The sequence below is a fragment of the Janthinobacterium foliorum genome, from assembly GCF_978021625.1.
The window spans coordinates 35,063-58,126 of the sequence record NZ_CDXDQE010000015.1; the positions used below are offsets into that span (position 1 = coordinate 35,063).

Here is a 23,064-nt window from a genome sequence, read left to right on the forward strand (position 1 = left end):
TCAGGCCAGTTGCGCCAGGCGCCGCTCCCAGGCGGGAATGGCGCGTTGCCAGAATCCTTCGACGCTGTCGGCGCGCACGTCGAGGCCCAGGAAGCGGGCCGCCGGCTGCAGGGCCGACGCCAGCAGCGCGCCGGCATCCGTACCCGTGTCGAAGGCGAGGGCGCCTGTCTGCTTCGACAGTTTTTCACCGCTGTCGTTGGTCACGACGGGCACGTGCAGGAAGCCGGGATGCGGCAGGTGCAAGGCGTCCTGCAGATACAGCTGGCGCGGCGTCGAGTCGAGCAAATCGGCCCCGCGCACCACCTGCGTAATGCCCTGCGCGCCGTCGTCGACCACCACGGCCAGCTGGTACGCCCAGTAGCCATCGCCGCGCAGCACGATGAAGTCGCCCACTTCGCTGGCCAGGTCCTGCCGCTGCGGCCCGTGCCAGCGGTCGGTAAAACCGTAGACGGCAGCATCTCCCTGCGGCACGCGCAAGCGCAAGGCGCGCGCCGCCTTGCCCGGCGCCAGGCCATGTCGGCAGGTGCCCGGATACACCGTCGCGCCATTTTTCGCCAGCCCCGCCTGCAGCACCGAATCCTGGATTTCCTTGCGCGAACAGCCGCACGGATACACGAGCCCCTCCTCCTGCAACTGCTTCAGCGCCGCCTCGTACAGCGGCAGCCGCCGGCTTTGCCATGTCGCCTCGCCATCCCAGTGCATGCCGCAGCGCTGCAGGCTGGCCAGGATGCCGGCGTCGGCGCCCTCGACATTGCGGTCATAGTCCAGGTCCTCGATGCGCAGCAGCCATGTGCCGCGATGCACCTTGGCATCGAGATAACTGGCCATGGCGGCAACGAGCGAGCCCATGTGCAAAGGGCCGGAGGGGGAGGGGGCGAAGCGGCCGATGTAGGGGGGCGTGCGGGGAGAACTGTTCATTCGTGCTGGCGCAGGCGGCTACACAGGTAGTCTGCGCTCGTGAAGTGGGCTGTGGTTTGAAGTCCAGTATCGGGGAACGAACGAGGCGTGTCAAATTGGGCGACAGCTTAGTGGATGAGCAAGTGTTCTGCTGCACTGAAAAATTCCGCGCTCTCTTCCTGGCAGTAATGGGGGACATTTACTTCACGCCATTGAGTTCGTTTTATTTTCCTGCCTTGCTCGTCGTAGGCGTACTCGGTATCGCCGCAGCGTTTCAGTACAGTGCCTGCGGCAGGCGCCGCATAGAGCAGGTTGCCGGCCGGGTCGAAGGCGAAATGTTCGGCCACGGTCGCGCTCTCCGCCAGATGCAAAGCTTCATGCTGGCATCAGGCGCGAACGTGGGTGTTGATACGTGACAATGAATTTTAGAAATGGTACTCGGCGCGTATCATCGGCGTCTTCGCCGTCTGGCCCACGTTGCCCGTAGTGGCGGCCGAGTTGCCGAACTTGTTCTTCCAGTACTGGTATTCCAGGCCCACGCGGAAGGTGTTTTTGGCGCTGCCCAGGGCCGCGCCCACGTCGAACATCACTTGCATGTCGATATTGGTTTCCGCCGCCGTATCGCGTCCCACTTCATCCTTGCCTTTGGAATCGATCAGGTTGAAGAAACCTTCGAACGAGAACAGCGGCGACAGCGGGATGGCCCAGGCGCCCGTCAGCATGGCATGCGTCTTGTACGTGTAGCGGCCCGTCACCTGCGAGATGGGCGGGAAGGCGCCGCTGGGGGCATTGCTTTCGCGCAGCAACAGCAGGCTGGTATTGAAGAAGCCGGGCACGTCCCACATCAGGGTGGGGCCGGCCACCAGCATGCGCTTGCGCGAGTTGTAGCCGACGTCGTTCTTGGTGTTGACGTCAAAGCCCAGCGTGACGCCGACGCCGCGCACGGGACCGAACTTGATGTCGCTGCCGCGCACCTTGCCGATGTCGATGGTGTTGCGGTACACCAGATACGCTTCCTGCGCGCCGGATGTCTTGCCCAGTGCGCCAGGGTCCTTGCTGTCGGACATCAGGAAATCGAGGTTGACGAAATTGCTGCCGTATTTGTAGCCGCTGGCGTGCGTGATGGCAAAGATGTTTTTCTTGATGTCGTCCGGGTTGAACGGTTCGCGGTAGTCATTGCCGGCGCGCCAGCTCAGCGCCGTATCGCTCCATTCGGCGGCTTGGGCGGTTGCGCCCGCTCCCAGGGTGGTAGTCAGGCAGAGCAACAGACACGGTATGGTTTTTGGCACTTTCGGCTCCTGATGGCGGTGTGGAAAAATGGGTAATGCGGATGGCGGGGCACGTAGCGCACACGATGCGCTGCGATGGGGCCAATTGCGCGCCGTTCAATCCATGATGCGAGAATCGCCGCGCCGAACGATATGTATTATTTGCATACTTGGTATCATTTACTGCATATAATCATCGCACCTTCCCGCGCTCCCGGGGCAAGGCGGCTGCTGTAAAGCTGATAATTTTTTTCAAAATTGTATACAGGTGTTGTTTTTTTGAGGAAATGGAAATGCACGCCGCCACGCCGTGTCCCCAAGCACGGCGGATGCCGATACGATAGAGACAGAAGCTTGAGTTTTTCCACCGGCGCCGATGCCGGCTACCCCGCAGCGAGGCATGAAAAAAACAATGACGGCACGCCTGGAGTTACTCGATATCAGCAAGCGCTACCCGGCCGTGGTGGCCAACGACGGCATCCACCTGAACGTCGCGCCCGGACAGATCCATGCCGTGCTGGGCGAAAACGGCGCCGGCAAATCGACCTTGATGAAAATCATCTATGGTGCCGTGCAGCCCGATGGCGGGCGCATCCTGTGGAATGGCCGCGAGGTGGACATCGCCAACCCGGCGGCCGCGCGCGCGCTGGGCATCGCCATGGTGTTCCAGCACTTTTCCCTGTTCGATACCTTGACCGTGACGGAAAACATCGCCCTCGGTTTGCCCGCCGGTACCAACATGACGGAATTGGCGCAGCGCATCGAGGCGACGGCGCGCCAGTACGGCCTGGACCTGGAACCACAGCGCCACGTGCACACCCTGTCCGTGGGCGAATGCCAGCGCGTGGAAATCGTGCGCGCCTTGCTGGCCAAGCCGCAACTGCTGATCCTTGACGAGCCCACTTCCGTGCTGACGCCGGGCGCCGTGGAAAAACTGTTTGCCACCTTGCGCCAGCTGGCGGCCGAGGGCTGCAGCATCCTCTACATCAGCCACAAGCTCGACGAGATCCGAGCCCTGTGCCACACGTGCACGGTGGTGCGCGCAGGCAAGAATGCGGGCGTGTGCGACCCGTCGCAGGAATCGGCGGCCAGCCTGTCGCGCATGATGATCGGCGCCGAACCGCCGGCCGTCACGCGCGTGGCGCGCACGCCGGGTGCCGTCATGCTCAGCGTCAAGGGACTGAATTTGCCGAAGAGCCACCCGTTCGCCACCGAGTTGCGCGGTATCAGCTTCGACGTGCGCGCGGGAGAGATCGTCGGCATCGCGGGCGTGTCCGGCAATGGCCAGCAGGAATTGCTGGCGGCGCTGTCGGGCGAGGATGCGCGCGCGGCCCCCGCCAGCGTCGTCCTGAACGGCACGCCGGCAGGGCACCTGACGCCGGGCCGGCGGCGCGCGCTGGGCTTGGGCTTCGTGCCGGAAGAACGGCTGGGACGCGGCGCCGTGCCCGACATGGCGCTGGCCGACAATGTGCTGCTCAGCTTGCAGACACCCGCCACCATCCGCCACGGCTTCGTGCGCCACAAGGTCATCGCACAGCGCGCAGCCGCCATCATTGCCCGCTTCCAGGTGAAGGCAGGCGGCCCGCAGGCGCTGGCGCGCAGCCTGTCGGGCGGCAACTTGCAGAAATATATCGTTGGCCGCGAAGTCATGCGCGAACCCGCCGTGCTGGTGGTGGCACAGCCCACCTGGGGCGTGGACGTGGGCGCGGCCGCGCAGATCCGCGCGGAATTGCTGGCGCTGCGCGACTCCGGCTGCGCCGTGCTGGTGGTGTCCGAGGAACTCGATGAATTGTTCGATATCAGCGACCGCCTGCTGGTGATGGCGAAAGGGAAAATTTCCCCGTCGCTCGATGTGGCCGAGGCCAGCGTGGCCCAGGTGGGGCAGTGGATGAGCGGGCTGTGGCCGCAGGAGGCTGTCCATGGCTAAGTTCGCCTTGCGCCTGGAAGCCCGCCCATCGCCGTCGCGGCTGATGTCGTGGCTGTCGCCCGTGCTGGCCGTGCTGCTTACCGTGCTGTGCGGCGCGCTGTTGTTTCTTGCGCTGGGACACGATCCGCTGGCCGGCCTGGCCGTCTTTTTCGTGGAACCCTTGCGCGACGCGCACGGCTGGTCCGAGCTGGCCTCAAGGTGGCGCCGCTGCTGCTGATCGCCGTCGGGCTGGCCATCTGCTTTCGCGCCAACATCTACAACATCGGCGCGGAAGGGCAGCTGACCCTGGGCGCCATCTGCGGCGGCGCGGCGGCCCTGTACCTGGACGATGGCGTGGGCGGCGCGGCCCTCATCGGCGTGTCCTTGCTGGCCGGCATGGCGGGCGGCATGGCGTGGGCGGGACTGGTGGCGTGGCTGCGCGACCGCTACCACGCCAGCGAAATCCTCGTCTCGCTGATGCTCGTCTACATTGCCCAATTACTGCTCAGCTATCTGGTGTACGGCGTGCTGCGCGACCCGGAAGGTTTTAACTTTCCCCAATCGAAACTGCTGTCGGACGGCTTGCTGCTGCCGACGATCGTGACGGATACGCGCTTGCACATCGGCATCGTGTTCGCCGTGCTGGCCTCGCTGGGCGGCTGGCTGTATCTGTCGCGCAGCATTGCGGGATTCCGCCTGCGCGTGGGAGGCATGGCGCCGGCCGCCGCCCGCTATGCGGGCTTTTCCTCGCGCAAGACCTTGTGGTCGTCCCTGCTGATCTGCGGCGCGCTGTCGGGCCTGGCCGGCGCCTGCGAAGTGCTGGGGCCGATGGGGCAGCTGACGCCCACGGTGTCGCCCGGCTACGGCTTTGCCGCCATCATCGTCGCCTTTGTCGGACGCCTGCATCCGGTGGGCGTGGTCTTTTCCAGCTTCGTCATGGCCCTGTTCTATATCGGCGGCGAACTGGCGCAATCGCGCCTGGGCTTGCCCAGTGCAATCACGGGCGTATTCCAGGGCATCCTGCTGTTCGCCTTGCTCGCCTGCGATGTGCTGATCCAATATAAACTGCGCTGGAGAAAACATGGATAACCTGGCACTCACCATTGCGCCCCTGGTCGCCGCCAGCATCAATGCGGGCACGCCACTGATGTTGGCCGCCCTCGGTTTATTGGTGAATGAAAAGGCGGGCGTGGTCAACCTGGGCGCGGAAGGCATGATGCTGGTCTCCGCCATCGCGGGCTTTGCCGTGGCCGTCAACACGGGCAGCCCGACCCTGGGCTTCCTCGCGGGCGCGCTCGCCAGCATGGTCTTGTCCGGCTTCTTTGCCTGGCTGACCGTGTGGCTGGGCACGAACCAGTATGCGACGGGCCTGGCCTTGTCGCTGTTCGGCGCGGGCGCTTCCACGTATATCGGCTTGAAGTATGTGGGCAACAGCTTGCAGAATGGCCGCTTCGGCATCCCCTTCCTGGAAGACATACCCGTGCTGGGGCCGGCCCTGTTCCGCCAGCATCCGATGGTGTATTTGTCGCTGCTGCTGTGCGTGGCCATCGCCTGGTTCCTGTACCGCACGCGGGCGGGACTGGTGCTGCGCGCCGTGGGCGAGTCGCCCGCTTCCGCGCATGCGCTGGGCTATCCGGTGCGGCGCATCCGCCTGGCGGCCGTGCTGTTCGGCGGCGCCTGCTGCGGCCTAGCCGGTGCCTTCCTGTCGCTCGTCTACACGCCGCTGTGGGTCGAGGGCATGGTGGCGGGACGGGGCTGGATCGCGCTGGCGCTGACCACCTTTGCCACCTGGCGCCCCGCGCGCGTGGTGGGCGGCGCCTACCTGTTCGGCGGCATCACGATTTTGACCTTCCACGCGCAGGCGCTGGGCGTGCCTGTCGCCTCGCAGCTGCTGTCGATGCTGCCGTATGTGGCGGCCATCGTCGTGCTCGTGCTCATTTCCAGCAATGCCAATTACATCAAGCTGAACATGCCCGCTTCGCTGGGCAAGCATTTTAATCCGGGCGCTTAGCCCTGCCGCGCGTAGGCGCGCCGTCTTCCCCCGCGGCGCGTCGTGCTTTGTCTTTCCGATGGGGGGCCATCACAAGGAAAACCATGTCCAAGAAACTATTGTGCGCCGCCGTCTGCAGTGCTGTGTTGATGCCCGCCATGGCCGCCGCGCCCGCTGCAGCGCCGCTGAATATCGGCTTCGTGTATATCAGTCCCATCGGCGATGCGGGCTGGACCACCCAGCACGACCTGGCCCGCAAGGAAATGGAAAAGGCGCTGGGCAACAAGATCACCACCAAATATGTGGAAAACGTGCCGGAGAGCGCCGATGCGGAACGGGTGATCCGCGACCTGGCGCAAACGGGCAGCAAGCTGGTCATCACGACCTCGTTCGGCTACATGAATCCCACCTTGAAAGTGGCAAAGCAATTTCCTAACGTGAAGTTCATTCACTTGACGGGCTACAAGACGGCACCCAACGTGGCCAATACGAATGCGCGTTTCTATGAAGGCCGCTACCTGGCCGGCGTGCTGGCCGGCAAGATGAGCAAGACCCATGTGGCGGGCTACGTGGCGGCATTTCCCATCCCGGAAGTGTTGCAGGGCGTGAATGCCTTTACGCGCGGCATGCGCAGCGTCGACCCGAAGGCGGAAGTCAAGGTTGTGTGGGTAAACAGCTGGTTCGACCCGGGCAAGGAACGGGACGCGGCCATCACCCTGATCGGCCAGGGCGCCGACGTGGTCACGCACCACACGGACTCGACTGCCGTGGTACAGGCCGCCGAAGAGAAGGGCAAGTATGCGATCGCCTACCACTCGGACATGAAAAAGTACGGGCCGAAGGCGCAGCTGGCCGCCGTGACCCACCATTGGGGCGAGTACTATACGAAACAGGCGCAGGCCGTGCTGGACGGCACGTGGAAAAGCAGCAGCACCTGGGGCGGCATCAAGGATGGCATGGTCAAGCTGGAAGGCATCAATGCCGCCGTGCCCGCCGACGTGAAACAGTTTGTATTGGCGCGTGAGAAAGACTTGGTCGCTGGCAAGCTCAATCCGTTCAGTGCGCCCATCAAGGACAACGACGGCAAAGTGCGCCTGGACAAAGGCGTGCTGGACGATGCGGCGTTGACGAAGATGGATTATTTTGTCGAAGGCGTGGCCGGGAAAGTTTCCGGAAAGTAATAGGTTTGAGTATAAACTTGCTGTAATATTGCCGGAAACGGGAGCAGGGCCGGGAGTACATGCGCATTCCCGGCCCATCCACACTGCAGAGGCTGAAGAAGCCCGTACCGGAGATTGATCCATGGATAGACTGGCAGTATTCAAGATTATCGCGCTGCAAGCGAGCAAGGGCGAGCTGACGTTCCCCGCCAACGTCAAGGCCACCTTGAAGCTGCAGGACGCGCTCGACGACCCCGATTGCCATATCGAAGCGGCCGCCCGCATGGTCATGGCCGAGCCGCTGCTGTCGGCGCGCGTCGTGGCGCTGGCCAACTCGGCCGCCTACAACCGTTCCGGCAATGAAATCGCCAATGTGCGCGCCGCCGTGTCGCGCCTGGGCTTTGCCACCCTGAAATCGATGGTGGCGTCCGTCATCGTGCGCCAGCTGGGCAGCCAGATTACCGATCCGCAATTGCGCGCCAAGGCGGCCAAGCTGTGGGAACACACGGCCCATGTGGCAGCGCTGAGCCAGGTGATCGCCCGCAAGGTCACGCACGTGGACGTGGAAACGGCCATGTTTGCCGCCATCGTGCATGAAGTGGGCGGCTTTTATCTGCTGTCGCGCGCCGAGGAGTACCCCGGTTTGTTGGACGACAATACGGAAGACTGGATCGAATACGGCGAAAAGCTGATCGGCCGCGGCGTGCTGCGCCAGCTGGAAGTGCCGGACCTGGTGCTGCAAGCCGTGGAAGGCATGTGGCATGGCGGCAGCCCGTTCCCGCCGCGCACCCTGGGCGCGACCCTGGTGCTGGCGAACGACCTGGCGCCCGTCGGCTCGCCCCTGCATCCGCCGGAAAGCGCCGCGCGGCGCCAGGCGGCGGCGATGATCGACTTCGGCATCGGCGGCAGCACCCTGCACACCATCCTCGAGGAATCGGCCGAGGAGATCGAATCGCTGGCTGCCGCCTTGCTGGTCTGACGCCGCTTCCATCGCCCATCCCCGCCCTTGCCGCGGGGATTTTTTTCGTCCGCATTTTGCTGCGCTTGCCCCATGGCATACAATCGCCGGCTCGGCTATCCGCCGGACTGACTTCCTCCTCTTATCAAAAGGATCTTATGCAGAAGCTGTTCTCTTCCCTGGCCGTCACGGCGCTCGCTTCCAGCCTGGCGCTGGCGTTTTCCGCGCACGCCGCAGCGCCTGCCGCGCACGGCTTGCCCATCGTGCAGGAAGCGCCGCTGCGCGCCCACCTGGCTTTCCTGTCGAACGATTTACTGGAAGGCCGCGGCACGGGCCAGCGCGGCGCCGACCTGACGGTGGCTTACCTGGAAACGCAGGCGCTGATGGCCGGCTTGCAGCCCGTGCGCGGCAACAGCTACCGCCAGAGCGTGCAGATCGCCGGCGTGAAGTCGCTGCCTGCGGAAAGCAGCCTGCAGGCCGTGGCGGGCGGCAAGGCCGTGCCGCTGGCGTTCGGCCCGGACTGGGTCTGGGCCACGGGCGATTCCGTTGCCGCGCATGCGTTCGACGCGCCGCTGGTGTTCGTCGGCTATGGCATCACGGCGCCGGAAGAGGGCTGGAACGATTTCAAGGGGACCGATGTCAAAGGCAAGATCGTCGTCATGATGGTCAACGATCCGCAGCCGACCGCTGCCGAGCCGAACCGCTTCGCCGGCAAGGCGCTGACGTATTACGGCCGCTGGACGTATAAATTCGAGGAAGCCAAACGCCAGGGCGCCGCTGGCGTATTGCTGATCCATACGAAGCCATCCGCATCGTACGCGTGGAGCGTGGTGCAGAACAGCTGGAGCGGCAGCGAACGGTTCCAGCTGGCGGACCGCACGGCGGGCACGCCGCTGCAAGGCTGGATCACGGAAGACGCGGCCCGCCGCCTGTTTGCGGCCGGAGGCCAGGACCTGGACGCCTTGCGCGCGCAAGCGGAAAGCAAGGACTTCAAGGCTGTCGCGCTCGATGCCAAATTGTCGGGTGAAATGAAGTCGGCCGTGCGCAAGGTGGAACAGTTCAATATCGCCGGCATGGTGCCGGGCACGGACCCGAAACTCAAGGATGAAGCCGTCATCTACAGCGGTCACTGGGACCACCTGGGCAAGCAGGGAGACAGCGGAGATACGATCTACAACGGCGCCGTCGACAATGCCTCCGGCACGGCGGGGCTATTGGCCATGGCGCAGGAAGCCGTCAAGAAACCTGCGAAGCGCACGCAGATCTTCCTGTGGGTGGCGGCCGAAGAGCAGGGCCTGCTGGGCAGCGCCGCCTACGCGGCCGATCCGCTGTGGCCGCTGAACAAGACGGCGGCCGCGCTGAACCTGGACAGCTTGAACTTTGTCGGCGCCACGCACGACATTGGCGCGCAAGGCAGCGAGCGCACGGAACTGGGCGCCATCGCCGCCAAGGTGGCCAAGTCGATGGGCATGCATATCGCCCAAGCCCGTCCCGACTTGGCGGGCGGCTACTTCCGCAGCGACCATTTCAGCTTTGCCAAGGCAGGCGTGCCCGCGTTTTCCATCAATGGCGGGCGCGAATACATCAAGGACGTGGAAGCGTCGAAAGCCAAGGCGGCCGCGTATGGCCCCCGCTACCATCAAGTGACCGATGAGTACGATGCCAGCTGGGATCTGTCCGGCATGACGCAGCAGGCGCAGTTCACCCTGAATTTGGGACAAGCCGTGGCGAATGGCGCGGCGATGCCGGCCTGGAAGGCGGGCGACGCGTTTGGCAAGGCGCGCGAGCAGGCCGCCAAATAAGGGAGAACAAGTCGGATCAGGCGTAGGTCGGATTAGCTCGCAGAGCGTAATCCGACAACACCATGGTCCGTGCCAACAATGTAGTCGGATTACAGCCCTGCGGTCCTAATCCGACCTACACCCGTTCCAGCCTGCGCTGCGTGTGGCGGTACTTGCTCCACACCAGCAGCATCAACAGCGGCATGGCGCCGCCCACCATGCACAGGGCTGGCCAGCCGCCGGCCGCATAGCTGGCACTGGCCAGCGCCGAGCCAGCGGAGGCGCCGATGAAGCCGCCCGCGATGAAGACGGTGGTGACGCGCGCCCGCGCATGCGGCGCCAGCTTATAGATGATGGACTGGTGCGTCACTTGCAGGCCCATCACGCCCATGTCCAGCAGCACGATGCCAATCAACAAGAGCACCAGCGAATGGGCGCCAAAGCCGATCAGGGCCCAGCCCGCGATGGAAGCGACGGCCAGCAGCCACGTGGCCTGGCGCGCATAGCCGCGGTCGGCCATGCGGCCCGCCGTGTTGGCGGCGAATGCGCCGGTGGCGCCCGCCAGGCCGAACAGGCCGATCTGCATTTCCGAGTAGTGGTACGGCGCGCCGCTGAGCAGGAAAGTCAGGCCCGTCCAGAAGACGCTGAAGGTACCCAGGCCCAGGCCCGAGAACAGGGCACGCTGGCGCAGCAGCGGTTCCTGGCGGATGATGTCGGCCAGCGAGGCCATCAGCTTGCCGTATTGCAGCGTGCCCCGTGGCGCCTCGTTCGGCAGGATGCGGCGCAGCATGACGAGCAGGGCCGCGACGACGATGGCGGCCAGCACATACACGGTGCGCCAGCCGCCGCTGATCTGCGACACCGTGCCGGACACGGTGCGCGCCAGCAAGATACCCAATAACAAGCCCGTCATCACGGTGCCCACCATGCGGCCCCGGCTGTGATCGGGCGCATACGAGGCCACCATGGCCGTCACCACCATCAGGGCGCTGGACGTAATACCCATCAAGACGCTGGCGATGGCAAAGACGACAATGTTCTGGCTGGTGGCGGCCAGCAGCAGGGCGCCGATCTTGGCGATCAGCATCCACGTCAGCAGCTTGCGGCGGTTCAGCACGTCGCTGAGCGGGACTAAAAAGACGATGCCCAGCACGTAGCCGATCTGCGTGGCCGTCACCAGGTAGCCGGCTTGCGGCACGCTGACGCCAAACGAGGCGGCCAGCATGGACGTGAGCGGCTGTACATAGTAGAGGCTGGCGACGAGCACGCCGGCGGACAGGGCGAACAGAAGGATGCGGGTCGACGTCAGCAGGGTGCTGGCATCGACGGTCGTTGGTGCGGATTTCATGCGAGACAACTTTCTTGGAATGACGCTTTTGGATGAGCATCATAGCGGGGCTGCGCATTTCTTGCCGGAGGTGCCCGATTTTGCGGCGCACGCCGGATAAAAAAATCCCGGCGATCGTTGCCGACGGCCGGGAAAAGGGTATATGGGGATATACCGGGGGAGAAAGACAAAACGGGTTCTCAACCTGCTGTTCGTCGTTGCTTGCGGCCTGCGATGCTCGCCGCCCCGGCGGCGCCATGCATCCGCACAGTGCCGCGTCTCATCCACAACTGACTGCCGCTCGCGACAGCTTAGAAAGCGTTTTTTATGAACGTTGCGCCAGTTCCGCATGCACCTGCGCCGTGATCTCATACGAGCGCAAGCGGTGCGGGTGCTCGAAGATCTGCGACGTGATCATCAGCTCGTCGGCGCCCGTCTCGGCGATGAAGGCGGCCATCTTCGCCTTGACGGTGTCCGGCGCGCCGATGGCCGTGCATGACAGCACGGAATCGAGCATGGCGCGTTCCTGCGGGCCCAGCTGCTCCAGGTAGCCGGGCACGGGCGGCTGCAGGCGCGACGGGCGGCCCGTGCGCAGGTTGACGAAGGCTTGCTGCATCGAGGTGGCGCGCAGGTGCGCCTCGGCATCCGTATCGGCCGCAAACACGTTAAAGCCCAGCATCACGTACGGCTTGGCCAGCTGCTTCGATGGCTTGAAATGCTCGCGGTAATATGCCACGGCCTGCATCATCATTTGCGGCGCGAAGTGCGAGGCGAACGCGTACGGCAAGCCCAGGTGGGCGGCCAGCTGGGCGCCGAACAGGCTCGACCCGAGTATCCACACTGGCACCTTCGCGCCCTTGCCGGGCACGGCCAGCACGCGCTGGCGCGGCTCGTCGGACATATAGTCGATCAACTCCAGCACGTCCTGCGGGAACTGCTCGGCGTCCGACTGCAAGTCGCGGCGCAGGGCGCGCGCCGTCGTCTGGTCGGAACCGGGCGCGCGGCCCAGGCCCAGGTCGATGCGGCCCGGGTGCAGCGCTTCCAGGGTGCCGAACTGTTCCGCGATGACCAGCGGCGAATGGTTGGGCAGCATCACGCCGCCCGCGCCCACGCGGATGGTCTTGGTGCCGGCAGCCACGTGGGCGATCACCACCGCCGTGGCGGCGCTGGCGATGCCGGGCATGCCGTGGTGTTCGGCCAGCCAGTAGCGGTTGTAGCCCCAGCGTTCGCCGTGCTGCGCCAGGTCGAGGGTGTTCTTGAACGACTGGCTGGCGTCGCTGCCTTCGGCGATGGGGGCCAGGTCGAGTATGGAAAATGGGATCATGGTAGCGATATCGGGACGTGGTGAGAAATCACAATGGACGATTTGTCTATTCCCTGATGGCAGCAGGGTCAGCCATGGCAGGAAAGACAGCTTGCGCACATCATAATGCGAATCGGGATTTTGCGTACTGATCGGTAAAAAACTCGTGTTGATTGGAAAGCGGGCAGGGGAATGCTAGAGTGGGCCTTCCTATTTTCCATGCCGCCCCATGTTCAAGAAATTCGCCCGCCTGTCCCTTTTCAGCTTGCTGATCCCCTCCGCTGTCTCCGTTCACGCCGCTCCCGTCAGCCCGCTGGCGCAGGACACGGCCCGCTACGCGCTGGCCACCTATCCCGAGCCGCTGATCGCCAGCCTGGCACAGATGATCAGCTTTAATACGGTGGCAGACCCGGCCGTGCCATTCGCCGACAATCCCCAGCACACGGGCTTCAAGCGCTACCTGGCGCAAGAGGCGCGGCGCCTGGGCTTTGATTTCCACGACCACGGCCACGTGGTGGTGATCGGCATGGGCAGCGGCAGCGAGCGCGTGGGCGTGATCACGCATGGCGACGTGCAACCCGTGAATCCCGCCAAATGGGTCCGCTCGCCGTTCGAGCTGGACCGCACCAGCGAACCGGGAAAATTGGTGGGACGGGGCACGGAAGACGACAAGGGGCCCATCGCCACGGCCCTGTACGCGATGAAGGCCATCCAGGACAAGCGCGTGCCGCTGAGCAAGCGCATCGAGCTGTACGTCTACATGGCCGAGGAATCGGACTGGGAACCGTTGAAGCAATTCCTCAAGACCCATACGCCGCCGCAAGTGAACATCACCCTGGACGCGGAATACCCGGTGGTGACGGCCGAGAAGGGCTATGGTTCCATCAAGCTGGCCTTGCCGCAACGCACGGCCATGCCGTCCGCTGGCGGTGCCGTGCTGACGAGCTTGACGGGCGGCTTTTTCGCCAGCCAGATCCCGGAAGACGCGCAAGCCGTCATCACGCGCGCGCCGCTGGCGCTGGAAGCGGCGATCCGCGCCCGGGCATCGCAGCAACAGGGCATGCGCTACAGCTATGCCCGCGAAGGCGACACCTTGACGGTGACGGCGCTGGGCGTGTCGGCCCACTCGTCGAAACCGGAAGATGGCGTCAACGCCATCAGCATGCTGGCCGATGCGCTGGCCGTGCAGCCGTGGCAGGGCACCCAGGCGGCCGACATGCTGTCGTTCCTGAATGAACTGGTGGGCACGGGTATCTACGGTGAGCGCTTTGGCCAGATCGCCTACCGCGATGGCTTCATGGGACCGATGACGGTGGCGCCGACGGTGCTCAAGCAGCATGGCGGCGAGCTGGAACTGAACATCAACCTGCGCCGTCCGCAAGGCAAGGCAGCCGACGTGCTGCAGCGGCAAGTGATGGCCGCTTTCGATGGCTGGAAGGCGCGGCGCCAGGTGCCGGCCACTTTACAGGCGCAGATCGGCGAGCCGTGGCTGCAGACGGCGGCGCCGCAGATTCCCACCTTGCTGTCCGTCTTCGCACATTACACGGGCATCGCCCATCCCCAGCCGGTGGCCATCGGCGGCGGCACCAATTCGCGGCTGTTCCCGAACGCCGTCAGCTTTGGCCCGGCCATGCCGCACACCGTGTACACGGGACATTCCGAACATGAATTCATCACGGAGAAACAGTTGCTGCTGAACTTGCAGATGTACACGGCCGTGCTCATCGAATTGGCCCAATAGCCGCTTGAAATTGGTCAAATAGCCGCTTGAAAAAATAAGCGGAAGTCATAGACTGCAAGCCTGAGATGAAAGAGACGTAAGGGCCGAACTTTTTTAGCGGATGCGGGTCTTACGTCTCCAGGTACGCAAGGGGGCAGTCATGCATCAACAGCATACAGTGTGGTCGCGGGCGTGGTCAGTGGCGAGGTGGCGGGCAGGAGCGCCGTCATGAACTGGCCGCTGGAACTGGAAGTGGCGCACAAGCTGGCGCAGATGCGTGGCTGGCTGGAACAGGAACGGGCGGGGGCCGTACGCCTGCGTGGCGTGGACTGGTTTGCCTGGGCCACGGCGGGCGCATCGAACAGCCATTGCCAGACGGCCGAGTGCGGCTGTGCGGAAGTGCTGGTCACGCGCGATGCGGCCTACATCCTCACCGATGAGGCGGAAGCTGCGCGCATGCGCGAAGAAGAAGTGCGCGGGCCGTGGACGTGGCAAGTGTCGCCCTGGATGCAGCCGCAGCTGTACGAATTGCGCGAGCATTTCGTGCAGCATGCGGCCGGCGGCGCTCCCGTCCTGTCGGACCGGCCGGGCTTGCATGAACGCAGCCTGCCCGTCTGCCTGCGCGAAGAGCGGCTGGTGTTGCTGGAGTCGGAGCAATTGCGCTACCGGCAAGTGGGCCAGCTGGCCGCCGGCGCGGCGGCGGATGCGCTGCGCCAGGCCCGCCCCGACTGGAGCGAACAGGAACTGGCTGCCGCCTGCGTGCGGGCGTTGTGGTTGCGCGGCTTGCAAGCCGTCCATGTGCTGGCCAGCGGCGCGGATCGCCAGCGCCGCTACCACCGCGCGCCGCCCGCCCATGTCATGCTTGGCACGCAGGCCGTGCTGGCCCTGTGCGCGCGGCGCTTCGGCCTGTGCGCCAGCCTGAGCCGCCAACGGCGCTTCGCTCCCGCGCCGCACTCCGCCAGTAGCGGCATTGGCGGTGTCAGTGGCGCCGCGCACGCCATGGACGATGCCGATGCCGCCATGCTGGCGCTGGAAGCCGTGGCGCTCGACGCTTGCGAGACGGGCCATGCACTGAGCATGGTGTACCACGCGCTCGACAGCGCCTATGCCTATGCGGGACAGCCCGACACGGTGCGCACCCGGCGCCAGGGCGGCATCCACGGCTATCTGGCGCCGGAAGTGGCGGCCGGTGCGCACACGGAAATCCTCCTCAAGCGCGGCATGGCCCTGGCCTTCCATCCCAGCTTGCCCGGCAGCACGGTGGAAGATACCTTCCTGCTCGACGGCGGCCAATTGCACAACCTGACGCACGATCCATCCTGGCCGTCGGCCGTGGTGCAGGGACGCCGACGGCCGCTGACGCTGGCGCTGGCTTAGGCTTGCATGTGGCCGTGCGCGTGGCGAGTATGGAGTACGCGTACCGGATTGCAGACGCAGATGCGGAATGCAGATGCAGATGCGATGCATACGCGGACTCATACGCGGACTCATATGCGGACGCATACGCGGACACATGCGCGGAAGCATACGAAATTAGCTCGAAATAAGCGTATATGGCGTATATGAAATTAAGAAAAGACGCATACGCAGTGATACGCAGTCATGCGAAATGAGAATGCAGGCTCGTACATCCACTCATATGCACTCATATGAAATGAGAATGCAGACGCATGGAAATGCAGCCTCATCGCGTACCAGCGCTCTCGAACCCAAGCCGAACCCCGGCCCTCTGCAATCGTTCGCCCCGCCGTCCGCGTGCCCGGCAGCGGCAGTGCGCGGACGCGCGTGTCGGGCATCGGCTTGGCGCGGCGATATCAGTAGCGCTGCATCACGCCCCGCTGCACGCTGACCCGGTCGCCGATCTGGAAGGCGGGCTGGGTATTTTGCACAAAGGTGCGCGTCGTGCCGTCGTCCAGGCGCAGGGTAACGCGGTACATCATGCTGCCCGTGGCGCTCGACGTGGTGCCGGCAGTGCCAGAGCTGCCCGCCTGCATGTCGCCACTGCTCTGATCCATGCCGCGCGGTACGGCATCGATCGATTGCACGGTGGCCGAGCTGATGTTCAGGCCGGATTGGCCTGTATCGCTGCTCGCGCTGTTGCTCGCGCTGTTGCCCATATTGTTGCTCGTGTTGCCAGTTGTGCTGCTGCTCATGGCGTTGCCGGTATCGCCGGCGCTGCTGCTGGTGGTGCTGGCCGTGCGACCGGCGGGCGTGGTGCCGGCCGGTGCGGCGTAGGTCTCGCCGCTGGTGCTGCGGGCCATCGTAGTGTCGTCCGTGGAATGGCAGGCGGCAAGCAGGGTACACAGAACGCCAGCCAGCAGCAGGGTGTTTTTCGATCTCATCTTGGTCTCCTCATGGTCGGGCACAAATGATCAGCATCCGTGGTGATGCGGATAGCGGCGATTGCTGCTTGTAAGAACACGGGGAGTGGGAGACGTTCGATGGCTGTCATTGCTGATTGAGCTAGATCAACTGGACAACTGTTGTGCTTGGTATTGTGATGTTCGGTGTGCTCGCACCGTTCCTCACTGCTCAACCAGGAGAAAAAATGTCATCAGGTCCTACCGCAAAACTGATCGATGAGTTGGTGCTGGCCGTCGGCGGCGCCGCCCACGATGCCCGTGCGCGCCACGTGCTGGCCCAGGCCTTGCACGGGCTGGTGCGCGTGGCGCGCTCGGAGCAGTTGCTGGACATGCAGCGCGATGCGGCACGCGCCGTGGGCGCGCATGGCCGGCGCGAGACGCGCGCGCTGTTGCGGCGCCTGGGCACGCAGGGCGCGCGCAGCAGCCAGGGCCAGTTGCCGCTGGAATTGCTGGTCAGCGAAACGGACCGCAGCTGACGCTGGCCGCGCCTTGCGCAGGCTCAGGCTTCGGGCAGGGGCGCCGTCTTGCCCAAGGCGGCGTTGACCAGCCGCGGCCACAGGAACGTCAGCAGCAGGGACACCACCGCCGCGGCTGCAATATCGACCAGCCAGTCGTGCACGGAGCCGTGCCGGTAGGGCAGGAAACTCTGGATGAACTCATCCAGCGCGCCCATGGCCGCCACCGTCAGCAGGGACAGCAGGGCGCGGCGCGCCATGCCGCCCGCCGTGCCGCTGAACAGGATCAGGGTCAGCACGCCATAGCCGAACGAGTGCAGCACGCCGCCCGACGCATATTCGCCCACGTCGGCGCGTACGCCCGGGATGTCGCCGATCAAGATGACCAGCAGGTACAGCACCAGCGCCGTGCGGTAGCGCAGGCGCCGGTAGTGGTCGGCAAAGCAGAGTTGCAGCAGTGTGGCGGGCATGGCGCGTGAGAAAGTAGGGGAAAGCCGCAACCATATCATGGGCCTCGCGTGGCTTCCTGTTTTTGCGCAAGAGCTTTCCGTTCAGGCAAAAAAAAGGCCCGCGGGGGCGCGGGCCAAAAACCCAAATGAAATGGGTCAAGAGTTGAGAGTTGCTCGGTACTAACCATGTCGCCCGGCCTGCCGGCGCCACGGTCCTGAAAGGGAGTGGTGTGCCATGGCGGCACACCTGTCTGTAGTCAGGCATATCGGTTGCCTGTACAGCAGATGAAGCAAGTATAGGGGGCGAAAATGACGGGGCTATGACACGACGCAACATTTTTTTTGCGGAATGCTTATTTGTGCTGGAAGCGGGCGGCCGTGGTCGATCTGGCCATGTTTCAGGAGTGACAGCAAAAAAAAAAGCCCGCTGGTGAAAGCGGGCTTAAAACTATTTTCTTGGAGGAGAATAGTGGAGACAGGTGCATTATGCTGCGTCGCACGATATGTGTCTAATGGTCTTTTCAGATATCCATTATCGTTTTTTGATATAACTGTCCCTCTTCCCTCTCAATCCTTGACGGCCACCGTGTAGTTCAACGCCATGCGCCCGCCGTCGACATAGATGGTCTGGCCCGTCATGTAGGTGGCGTCGTCGCTGGCCAGGAAGGCGGCGATGCCGGCCACTTCTTCCGGTTCGCCGCAGCGGCCCAGCGGCGTGCGCGACAGGATCGTGTGGCGCGCTTGCGGGCTCGACAGCACTGCCTGCTTGGCCAGTTCCGTCAGGATCGTGCCGGGGCCGATGCCGTTGACGCGCACGCCGTGCGGCGCCAGGTTCAGGGCCATGACCTTGGTCAGCTGGTTGATGGCGCCTTTCGACACCACGTACGGCACCTGGTTGGGGATGGCCAGTTCCGCGTTGACGCTGGACATGTTGATGATGCAGCCGCTGTTGCGCTTGACCATTTCGCGCGCCACGGCCTGGCCGCACAGGAACATCGATTTCAGGTTGATGCGCATGACGCGGTCGAAATCGTCTTCGCAGACGTCGAGGAAATCGGCCGCATGCGTCACGCCCGCGTTGTTGACGAGGATATCGATGTGGCCGAAGCGGGCCAGGGTTTCCTTCAGCATGGCGTCGACATCCGCCTTCTGGCTGACGTCGGCGCAGAAGAAGCGCGCCTGCGGACCCAGCGCGGCGGCCGCCTGCGCGCCTTCTTCCTTGATGTCGACCAGCATCACGTGCGCGCCTTCGGCGATCAGGCGGCTGGCGCAGGCCAGGCCGATGCCTTGCGTGGCGCCCGTGACGATGGCGGTTTTATTGACTAGTTTCATGTGTTCTCCTCGGTGGCTGGGGCGCGCTGCCATTGTGCGCGGCAATGGCAGATTTTAATCCCTGGACAGGAATCAGAGGAGGATGGGTTCGTTCGGCAGCTGGTTGCCGCGCGTGCCGTTGGCGGGGAAGTGACTTTGCAGCAAGGTATTGAGTTGTGCCAGTGCGTCCAGGGTGCTGTCATGGTAATTGCCATCCTTAAAACCCCTGGTCATGGTGCGGCACACGGCTTGCCATTGCTCGGGCGTCACGCGGCGGCCCACGTTGCGGTCCGCCACGATGTCGACCTGGTGTTCGGCCAGGTTGATATAGATGAGCACGCCAACATTGTCTTCCGTATCCCACACGCCATACTGGGCAAACAGTTCGCGCGCCCGCTCGCGGTTGCTCACGCCCTGGTAGGCCATGCCTGGCGTCAGTGCCGCTTCGACGATCAGGCGCACTTCCGCCTGGTGCATGGTTTCGCCATCGGCGATGACGTTTTCGATGGCTTTCAGGGTGCGTTCCGGAAACGCCTGGCGCGCCGTCGCCGGCGTGCCGCGTAAATGTTTCAAGGCGCGTCCGCAGCGTTGTCCAAACGATAGTTGTTTTGTCATTACCAGTCTCCCGAGGCGCCGCCGCCGTCAAAACCGCCGCCGCCGCCGCCAAAACCGCCGCCGCCACCGCCTCCAAAGCCGCCACCGCCGCCGAAACCGCCACCGCCGCCCCGGTTGTTCAGCGCCTGGTTCAGGATGCTGCCCAGTACCACGCCCGTGGCGCCGCTGGACCAGTTGCTGCCGCGCTGCAGGCGCGTGGGACCGCCGCGCGAGCGGAACAGGGTCAGCACGACGAGAAAGCCGAAGAACAGCAGCGGCAGCCAGAAGGTCAGGCCGCCTGCCTCCACGGTGGCCGGCGCCCTTTGCTGCGCCGGGGCGGGAAATTGTTCCTGGTTCAGCAGGGTGGCGATCGCGCCCACGCCGGCCACCAGGCCGCCATAGAAATCGTTCTGCTTGAAATGCGGGGCGATGACGTCCTGCAGGATGCGTTTCGACTGGGCATCCGTCAGCACGCCCTGCACGCCGCGGCCCGCCTCGATGCGCAGGCGGCGCAGGGCCGGCGGATTGTCTTTCGCCACCATCAGCAGCACGCCGTCATCGACGCCCTTGCGGCCCAGCTTCCAGGCATCCGTCACGCGGATGCTGTACTGCTCGATGGCTTCGGGCGCCGTGCTCTTGACCAGCAGCACGGCGATCTGGCTGCCCGTCTTGGCTTCGTAGTCGGCCAGCACGCCTTCCAGCGCCGCTTTCTGCCGGGCGTCCAGCATGCCGGCGTCGTCCGTCACGCGCGCCGCCAGCGGCGGCACGGGGACGAGATCCTGCGCGCCGGCAGGCAAGGCTGTCCACAGCAGCAGCGCCGTGGCCAGCGCCGCGAGGGAGGACCAGGCTTTCATCTTATTTGCCGAAGTCGACGGTTGGCGCGGTCGAGATGGCTTTTTCATTTTCCACCGTGAACGATGGCTTGACCTTGTAGCCGAAGATCATGGCCGTGATGTTGTTCGGGAAGCTGCGCGCATGCACGTTGTAATCCTGCACGGCGGCGATGTAGCGCTGGCGCGCCACGGTGATGCGGTTTTCCGTGCCCTCCAGCTGCGACTGCAGGTCGCGGAAGCTGGTGTCGGCTTTCAAGTCGGGATATTTCTCGGACACCACCATCAGGCGCGACAGGGCCGATGACAGTTGCCCCTGCACTTGCTGGAATTTCTCGAAGGCGGCCGGGTCGTTCAGCACTTCGGGCGTGATCTGGAAACTCGTGGCGGCGGCGCGCGCCTTGGTCACCGCTTCCAGTGTTTCCTTTTCATGCGTGGCATAGCCCTTCACGGTATTCACCAGGTTGGGGATCAGGTCGGCACGGCGCTGGTACTGGTTGACCACTTCGCCCCAGGCGGCCTTGGTAGCCTCGTCCTTGCTCTGGAAATCGTTGTAGCCGCAGCCCGTCAGGATGCCGGCCAGGACGGTGACGCTCAGCGCCAGGCGCAGCCATTTGGTGAATTGATTGGTGATTTGCATGATGGGTTCCGTGCGGAGTAAGGGAGGTGAGGCAAATATACCTGAAACGGCCGCAGATGTCGGTTTCATAAGCCCGCCGTGCCCGCCATGCCGTGCCGCCGTCCATTCCTGCTTTGCCGCCTTGCCCTGTTTTCCGTGTGTGCGTGGGGAAATTACCACATAGAAATAATTGATATATCAGATATGTCATTGTGATATATTAGATAAAAACATATCAACAAATCAAGCTTGGAGACACCCATGCACAAATCCCTGATGCCGTGGCGCCCGTGCCGCGCCTCGTCCACGATCTTGCTGGCCAGCCTGACCGTGGCGACGATGCTGGCCGCTTGCGGCGGCGGCAGCGCGGCCACCACAGATGCGCCCGTTGCCGTGGCGCCAACGCCAACGCCAACGCCAGTGCCGACGCCCACGCCAACGCCTGTGCCCACGCCGACGCCAGCGCCAGTGCCAGACCCGGTCCCGGTCCCCACGCCCGTGCCGCCGCTCGTCGCCACCCCCGCATCCCTGTGGCCGGCGGCGGCCCGCGCCGATGCGGCGCTGGCGGGGCTGGAGCCCGTCTTGCCGGCCACCGTGTGCGCCAGCGTGGCCGCCAGCCTGGCCAGGAACGCGTCAGGCTTGCTGGACGCGGCCGTGGATGCGGCGCCGGCCGCGTCCCAGCCCGACGCGGCGCGCCTGCAGGCGGCATTGACGGCGTGTCCCGCGGGCCAGGCCGTCAAGCTGGTGGCGGGCGCGCAGGGGCAGGACGCCTTTCTGTCAGGCCCCTTGAGCCTGCCTTCCGGCGTCAGCCTGTGGATCGACGGCGGCGTGACCCTGTTCGCGTCGCGCCGCCCGGCCGATTACCAGATCGCCGGCAAGAACGCCTGCGGCGAGGCGTCCGCCAGCGACAATGGCTGCCTGGCATTGCTGACCACCACGCCGAACGGCAATGGCCTGTATGGCGAGGGCGTGATCGACGGACGGGGCGGCGCCGTGCTGACATCGGGCGCCTATGCGGGCAAGCTCAGCTGGTGGGACGTGGGCGCGCTGACGAAGACGGGCGGCAGCGCCATGTCCAGCCAGAACAATCCCCGCCTGGTGCAGGTGAACAATGGCAGCAAGTTCACCGTCTACCAGCTGACCTTGCAGAACGGGCCGAAATTCCATTTCGTCTCCAGCGGCGTCGACGGCTTGACGGTGTGGGATGCGAAGGTGCTGTCGCCGACGCTTGCGTATTCCGCGCCCGGCCATGCCTGCCCGGCCGCCAGCATGCCGGTCGTGTCCGGCTCGCCCAACCTGAGCACGCCCAGCACCTGCTTTACGCCCGAGACGGTGAAGAATACGGATGGCATCGATCCGGGCCAGTCGAAGAACGTGCTGATCGCCTTCAATCACATCAGCGTGGGCGACGACGGCATCGCCGTCAAATCGCACACCAGCAAGATCGGCCCCGTGGCGAATCTGCGCATCTGGCACAACCGCCTGTACTTCACGCATGGCATGTCGATCGGCAGCGAGACGGACAGCCATGTCGATGGCGTCAGCATCCGCGACCTGGCCATCGATGGCTTTGACATGAGCGCCACCAGCGGGTTCCGCATCAAGACGGACGACAGCCGGGGCGGGGAAGTGAAAAATGTCACGGTGGACGGCATGTGCGCGCGCCGCGTGCAGCAGCCGATCGCCATCGACAGTTATTACGGCGACGCTGCCGATGCCAAGGCGGCCTTGCTGCCCAACTTGCACGACATTGCCGTGCGCAATTTCCGCTACCTGGACACGCCCGGCTCGCGCTTCAACGGCAGCAAGGCCTTGCTGCTGTTGCGCGGCTACCAGTCGGCCGCGCAGACGAATCCCCTCTACAACATTACTTTTGACAACGTCGTCTTCGACAGCTTGCCGGGCTGGGCCGCGACGAAGATCGGCCAGGCCGTGCCGTCGAACGCGGCGCTGGCGATGGGGCCGGGCACCGTCTCGTTTGCCAGCCTGCTGACCGCTGCCGCGGGCGTGAACCAGTTCAGCGTGGCGGACCGGCGCAGCGCTTCGGCCGCGCCCCACGACTGCAGCGCGGCGTTTGTCAATTTCCCCGCCAGCAATGCGCCCATGTCCGTGCCTTGACAGGGACGGCACCCA

At 64.6% G+C, this 23,064-nt stretch carries 20 protein-coding genes and 1 pseudogene; 10 read left to right on the forward strand and 11 right to left on the reverse strand.

The window, feature by feature from the left end; all coding sequences use genetic code 11:
• From gluQRS to ACZ92H_RS24700, 3 genes are all read right to left on the reverse strand, one after another.
• Positions 1 to 918 carry a tRNA glutamyl-Q(34) synthetase GluQRS gene (gene gluQRS / locus ACZ92H_RS24690; protein ID WP_465051360.1) on the reverse strand — a complete coding sequence of 306 codons (918 nt, stop codon included), beginning with the start codon at positions 916 to 918 and terminating at the stop codon, positions 1 to 3.
• A gap of 107 nt (positions 919 to 1,025) precedes the next feature.
• Positions 1,026 to 1,244: a hypothetical protein gene (locus ACZ92H_RS24695; protein ID WP_465051361.1), complete on the reverse strand. Its 219-nt coding sequence runs from the start codon at positions 1,242 to 1,244 to the stop codon at positions 1,026 to 1,028.
• A 78-nt stretch (positions 1,245 to 1,322) separates the two neighbouring features.
• Complete coding sequence (locus ACZ92H_RS24700; protein WP_465051362.1) at positions 1,323 to 2,186, reverse strand: outer envelope protein; 864 nt, start codon at positions 2,184 to 2,186, stop codon at positions 1,323 to 1,325.
• 379 nt (positions 2,187 to 2,565) lie between these two features.
• Between ACZ92H_RS24700 and ACZ92H_RS24705 the strand changes: the two genes are divergently transcribed.
• The 6 genes and pseudogenes from ACZ92H_RS24705 to ACZ92H_RS24730 all read left to right on the forward strand — a co-directional run bounded on the left by ACZ92H_RS24705 (position 2,566) and on the right by ACZ92H_RS24730 (position 9,981).
• Positions 2,566 to 4,092: an ABC transporter ATP-binding protein gene (locus tag ACZ92H_RS24705; RefSeq protein WP_465051363.1), complete on the forward strand. Its 1,527-nt coding sequence runs from the start codon at positions 2,566 to 2,568 to the stop codon at positions 4,090 to 4,092.
• A pseudogene (locus ACZ92H_RS24710) lies at positions 4,085 to 5,160 on the forward strand (ABC transporter permease). Before ACZ92H_RS24705 ends, ACZ92H_RS24710 begins: the two are co-directional and overlap by 8 nt.
• Complete coding sequence (locus ACZ92H_RS24715) at positions 5,153 to 6,082, forward strand: ABC transporter permease (protein WP_465051364.1); 930 nt, start codon at positions 5,153 to 5,155, stop codon at positions 6,080 to 6,082. The pseudogene ACZ92H_RS24710 and the gene ACZ92H_RS24715 overlap by 8 nt, the downstream one beginning before the upstream one ends.
• A gap of 83 nt (positions 6,083 to 6,165) precedes the next feature.
• A complete protein-coding gene (locus ACZ92H_RS24720) occupies positions 6,166 to 7,242 on the forward strand; it encodes a BMP family ABC transporter substrate-binding protein (protein WP_465051365.1) in 1,077 nt (358 codons plus the stop codon).
• A gap of 121 nt (positions 7,243 to 7,363) precedes the next feature.
• Positions 7,364 to 8,200, forward strand: coding sequence for an HDOD domain-containing protein (locus ACZ92H_RS24725; RefSeq protein ID WP_131374041.1), 837 nt, complete (start codon positions 7,364 to 7,366; stop codon positions 8,198 to 8,200).
• 137 nt (positions 8,201 to 8,337) lie between these two features.
• Positions 8,338 to 9,981, forward strand: a complete 1,644-nt coding sequence (locus tag ACZ92H_RS24730; protein ID WP_465051366.1) for a M28 family peptidase — start codon at positions 8,338 to 8,340, stop codon at positions 9,979 to 9,981.
• Positions 9,982 to 10,096: 115 nt separating this feature from the next.
• Here the strand turns inward: ACZ92H_RS24730 and ACZ92H_RS24735 are convergent, their stop codons facing one another.
• On the reverse strand, positions 10,097 to 11,308 hold the full coding sequence (locus tag ACZ92H_RS24735) for an MFS transporter (RefSeq protein WP_131374037.1): 1,212 nt from the start codon (positions 11,306 to 11,308) through the stop codon (positions 10,097 to 10,099).
• Between the two features lie 304 nt (positions 11,309 to 11,612).
• Positions 11,613 to 12,611, reverse strand: a complete 999-nt coding sequence (locus ACZ92H_RS24740) for an LLM class flavin-dependent oxidoreductase (protein ID WP_131374035.1) — start codon at positions 12,609 to 12,611, stop codon at positions 11,613 to 11,615.
• 208 nt (positions 12,612 to 12,819) lie between these two features.
• On the opposite strand from ACZ92H_RS24740, the gene ACZ92H_RS24745 reads away from it, so the two are divergent.
• Together ACZ92H_RS24745 and ACZ92H_RS24750 are read left to right on the forward strand one after the other, a co-directional pair.
• On the forward strand, positions 12,820 to 14,331 hold the full coding sequence (locus ACZ92H_RS24745; protein ID WP_465051367.1) for a dipeptidase: 1,512 nt from the start codon (positions 12,820 to 12,822) through the stop codon (positions 14,329 to 14,331).
• Positions 14,332 to 14,538: 207 nt separating this feature from the next.
• Positions 14,539 to 15,687: a M24 family metallopeptidase gene (locus ACZ92H_RS24750; RefSeq protein WP_465051368.1), complete on the forward strand. Its 1,149-nt coding sequence runs from the start codon at positions 14,539 to 14,541 to the stop codon at positions 15,685 to 15,687.
• Positions 15,688 to 16,124: 437 nt separating this feature from the next.
• Here the strand turns inward: ACZ92H_RS24750 and ACZ92H_RS24755 are convergent, their stop codons facing one another.
• A complete protein-coding gene (locus ACZ92H_RS24755; RefSeq protein WP_465051369.1) occupies positions 16,125 to 16,652 on the reverse strand; it encodes a hypothetical protein in 528 nt (175 codons plus the stop codon).
• A gap of 206 nt (positions 16,653 to 16,858) precedes the next feature.
• On the opposite strand from ACZ92H_RS24755, the gene ACZ92H_RS24760 reads away from it, so the two are divergent.
• Positions 16,859 to 17,149: a hypothetical protein gene (locus ACZ92H_RS24760; protein ID WP_131374023.1), complete on the forward strand. Its 291-nt coding sequence runs from the start codon at positions 16,859 to 16,861 to the stop codon at positions 17,147 to 17,149.
• Positions 17,150 to 17,172: 23 nt separating this feature from the next.
• On the opposite strand, the gene ACZ92H_RS24765 is transcribed toward ACZ92H_RS24760, so the two are convergent.
• The 5 genes from ACZ92H_RS24765 to ACZ92H_RS24785 all read right to left on the reverse strand — a co-directional run bounded on the left by ACZ92H_RS24765 (position 17,173) and on the right by ACZ92H_RS24785 (position 20,952).
• Positions 17,173 to 17,598 (reverse strand): VanZ family protein, encoded by a 426-nt coding sequence (locus ACZ92H_RS24765; RefSeq protein WP_465051370.1) that lies wholly within the window; start codon positions 17,596 to 17,598, stop codon positions 17,173 to 17,175.
• A gap of 546 nt (positions 17,599 to 18,144) precedes the next feature.
• Positions 18,145 to 18,909 carry an SDR family NAD(P)-dependent oxidoreductase gene (locus ACZ92H_RS24770; RefSeq protein ID WP_131374021.1) on the reverse strand — a complete coding sequence of 255 codons (765 nt, stop codon included), beginning with the start codon at positions 18,907 to 18,909 and terminating at the stop codon, positions 18,145 to 18,147.
• A gap of 72 nt (positions 18,910 to 18,981) precedes the next feature.
• Positions 18,982 to 19,503, reverse strand: a complete 522-nt coding sequence (locus ACZ92H_RS24775; RefSeq protein ID WP_465051371.1) for a TPM domain-containing protein — start codon at positions 19,501 to 19,503, stop codon at positions 18,982 to 18,984.
• On the reverse strand, positions 19,503 to 20,336 hold the full coding sequence (locus ACZ92H_RS24780; RefSeq protein WP_465051372.1) for a TPM domain-containing protein: 834 nt from the start codon (positions 20,334 to 20,336) through the stop codon (positions 19,503 to 19,505). Before ACZ92H_RS24780 ends, ACZ92H_RS24775 begins: the two co-directional genes overlap by 1 nt.
• Position 20,337: 1 nt before the next feature.
• Positions 20,338 to 20,952, reverse strand: a complete 615-nt coding sequence (locus ACZ92H_RS24785; protein WP_092798286.1) for a LemA family protein — start codon at positions 20,950 to 20,952, stop codon at positions 20,338 to 20,340.
• A 240-nt stretch (positions 20,953 to 21,192) separates the two neighbouring features.
• On the opposite strand from ACZ92H_RS24785, the gene ACZ92H_RS24790 reads away from it, so the two are divergent.
• Positions 21,193 to 23,049, forward strand: coding sequence for a glycoside hydrolase family 28 protein (locus ACZ92H_RS24790; RefSeq protein ID WP_465051373.1), 1,857 nt, complete (start codon positions 21,193 to 21,195; stop codon positions 23,047 to 23,049).
• The last annotated feature ends 15 nt before the right edge of the window (positions 23,050 to 23,064 follow it).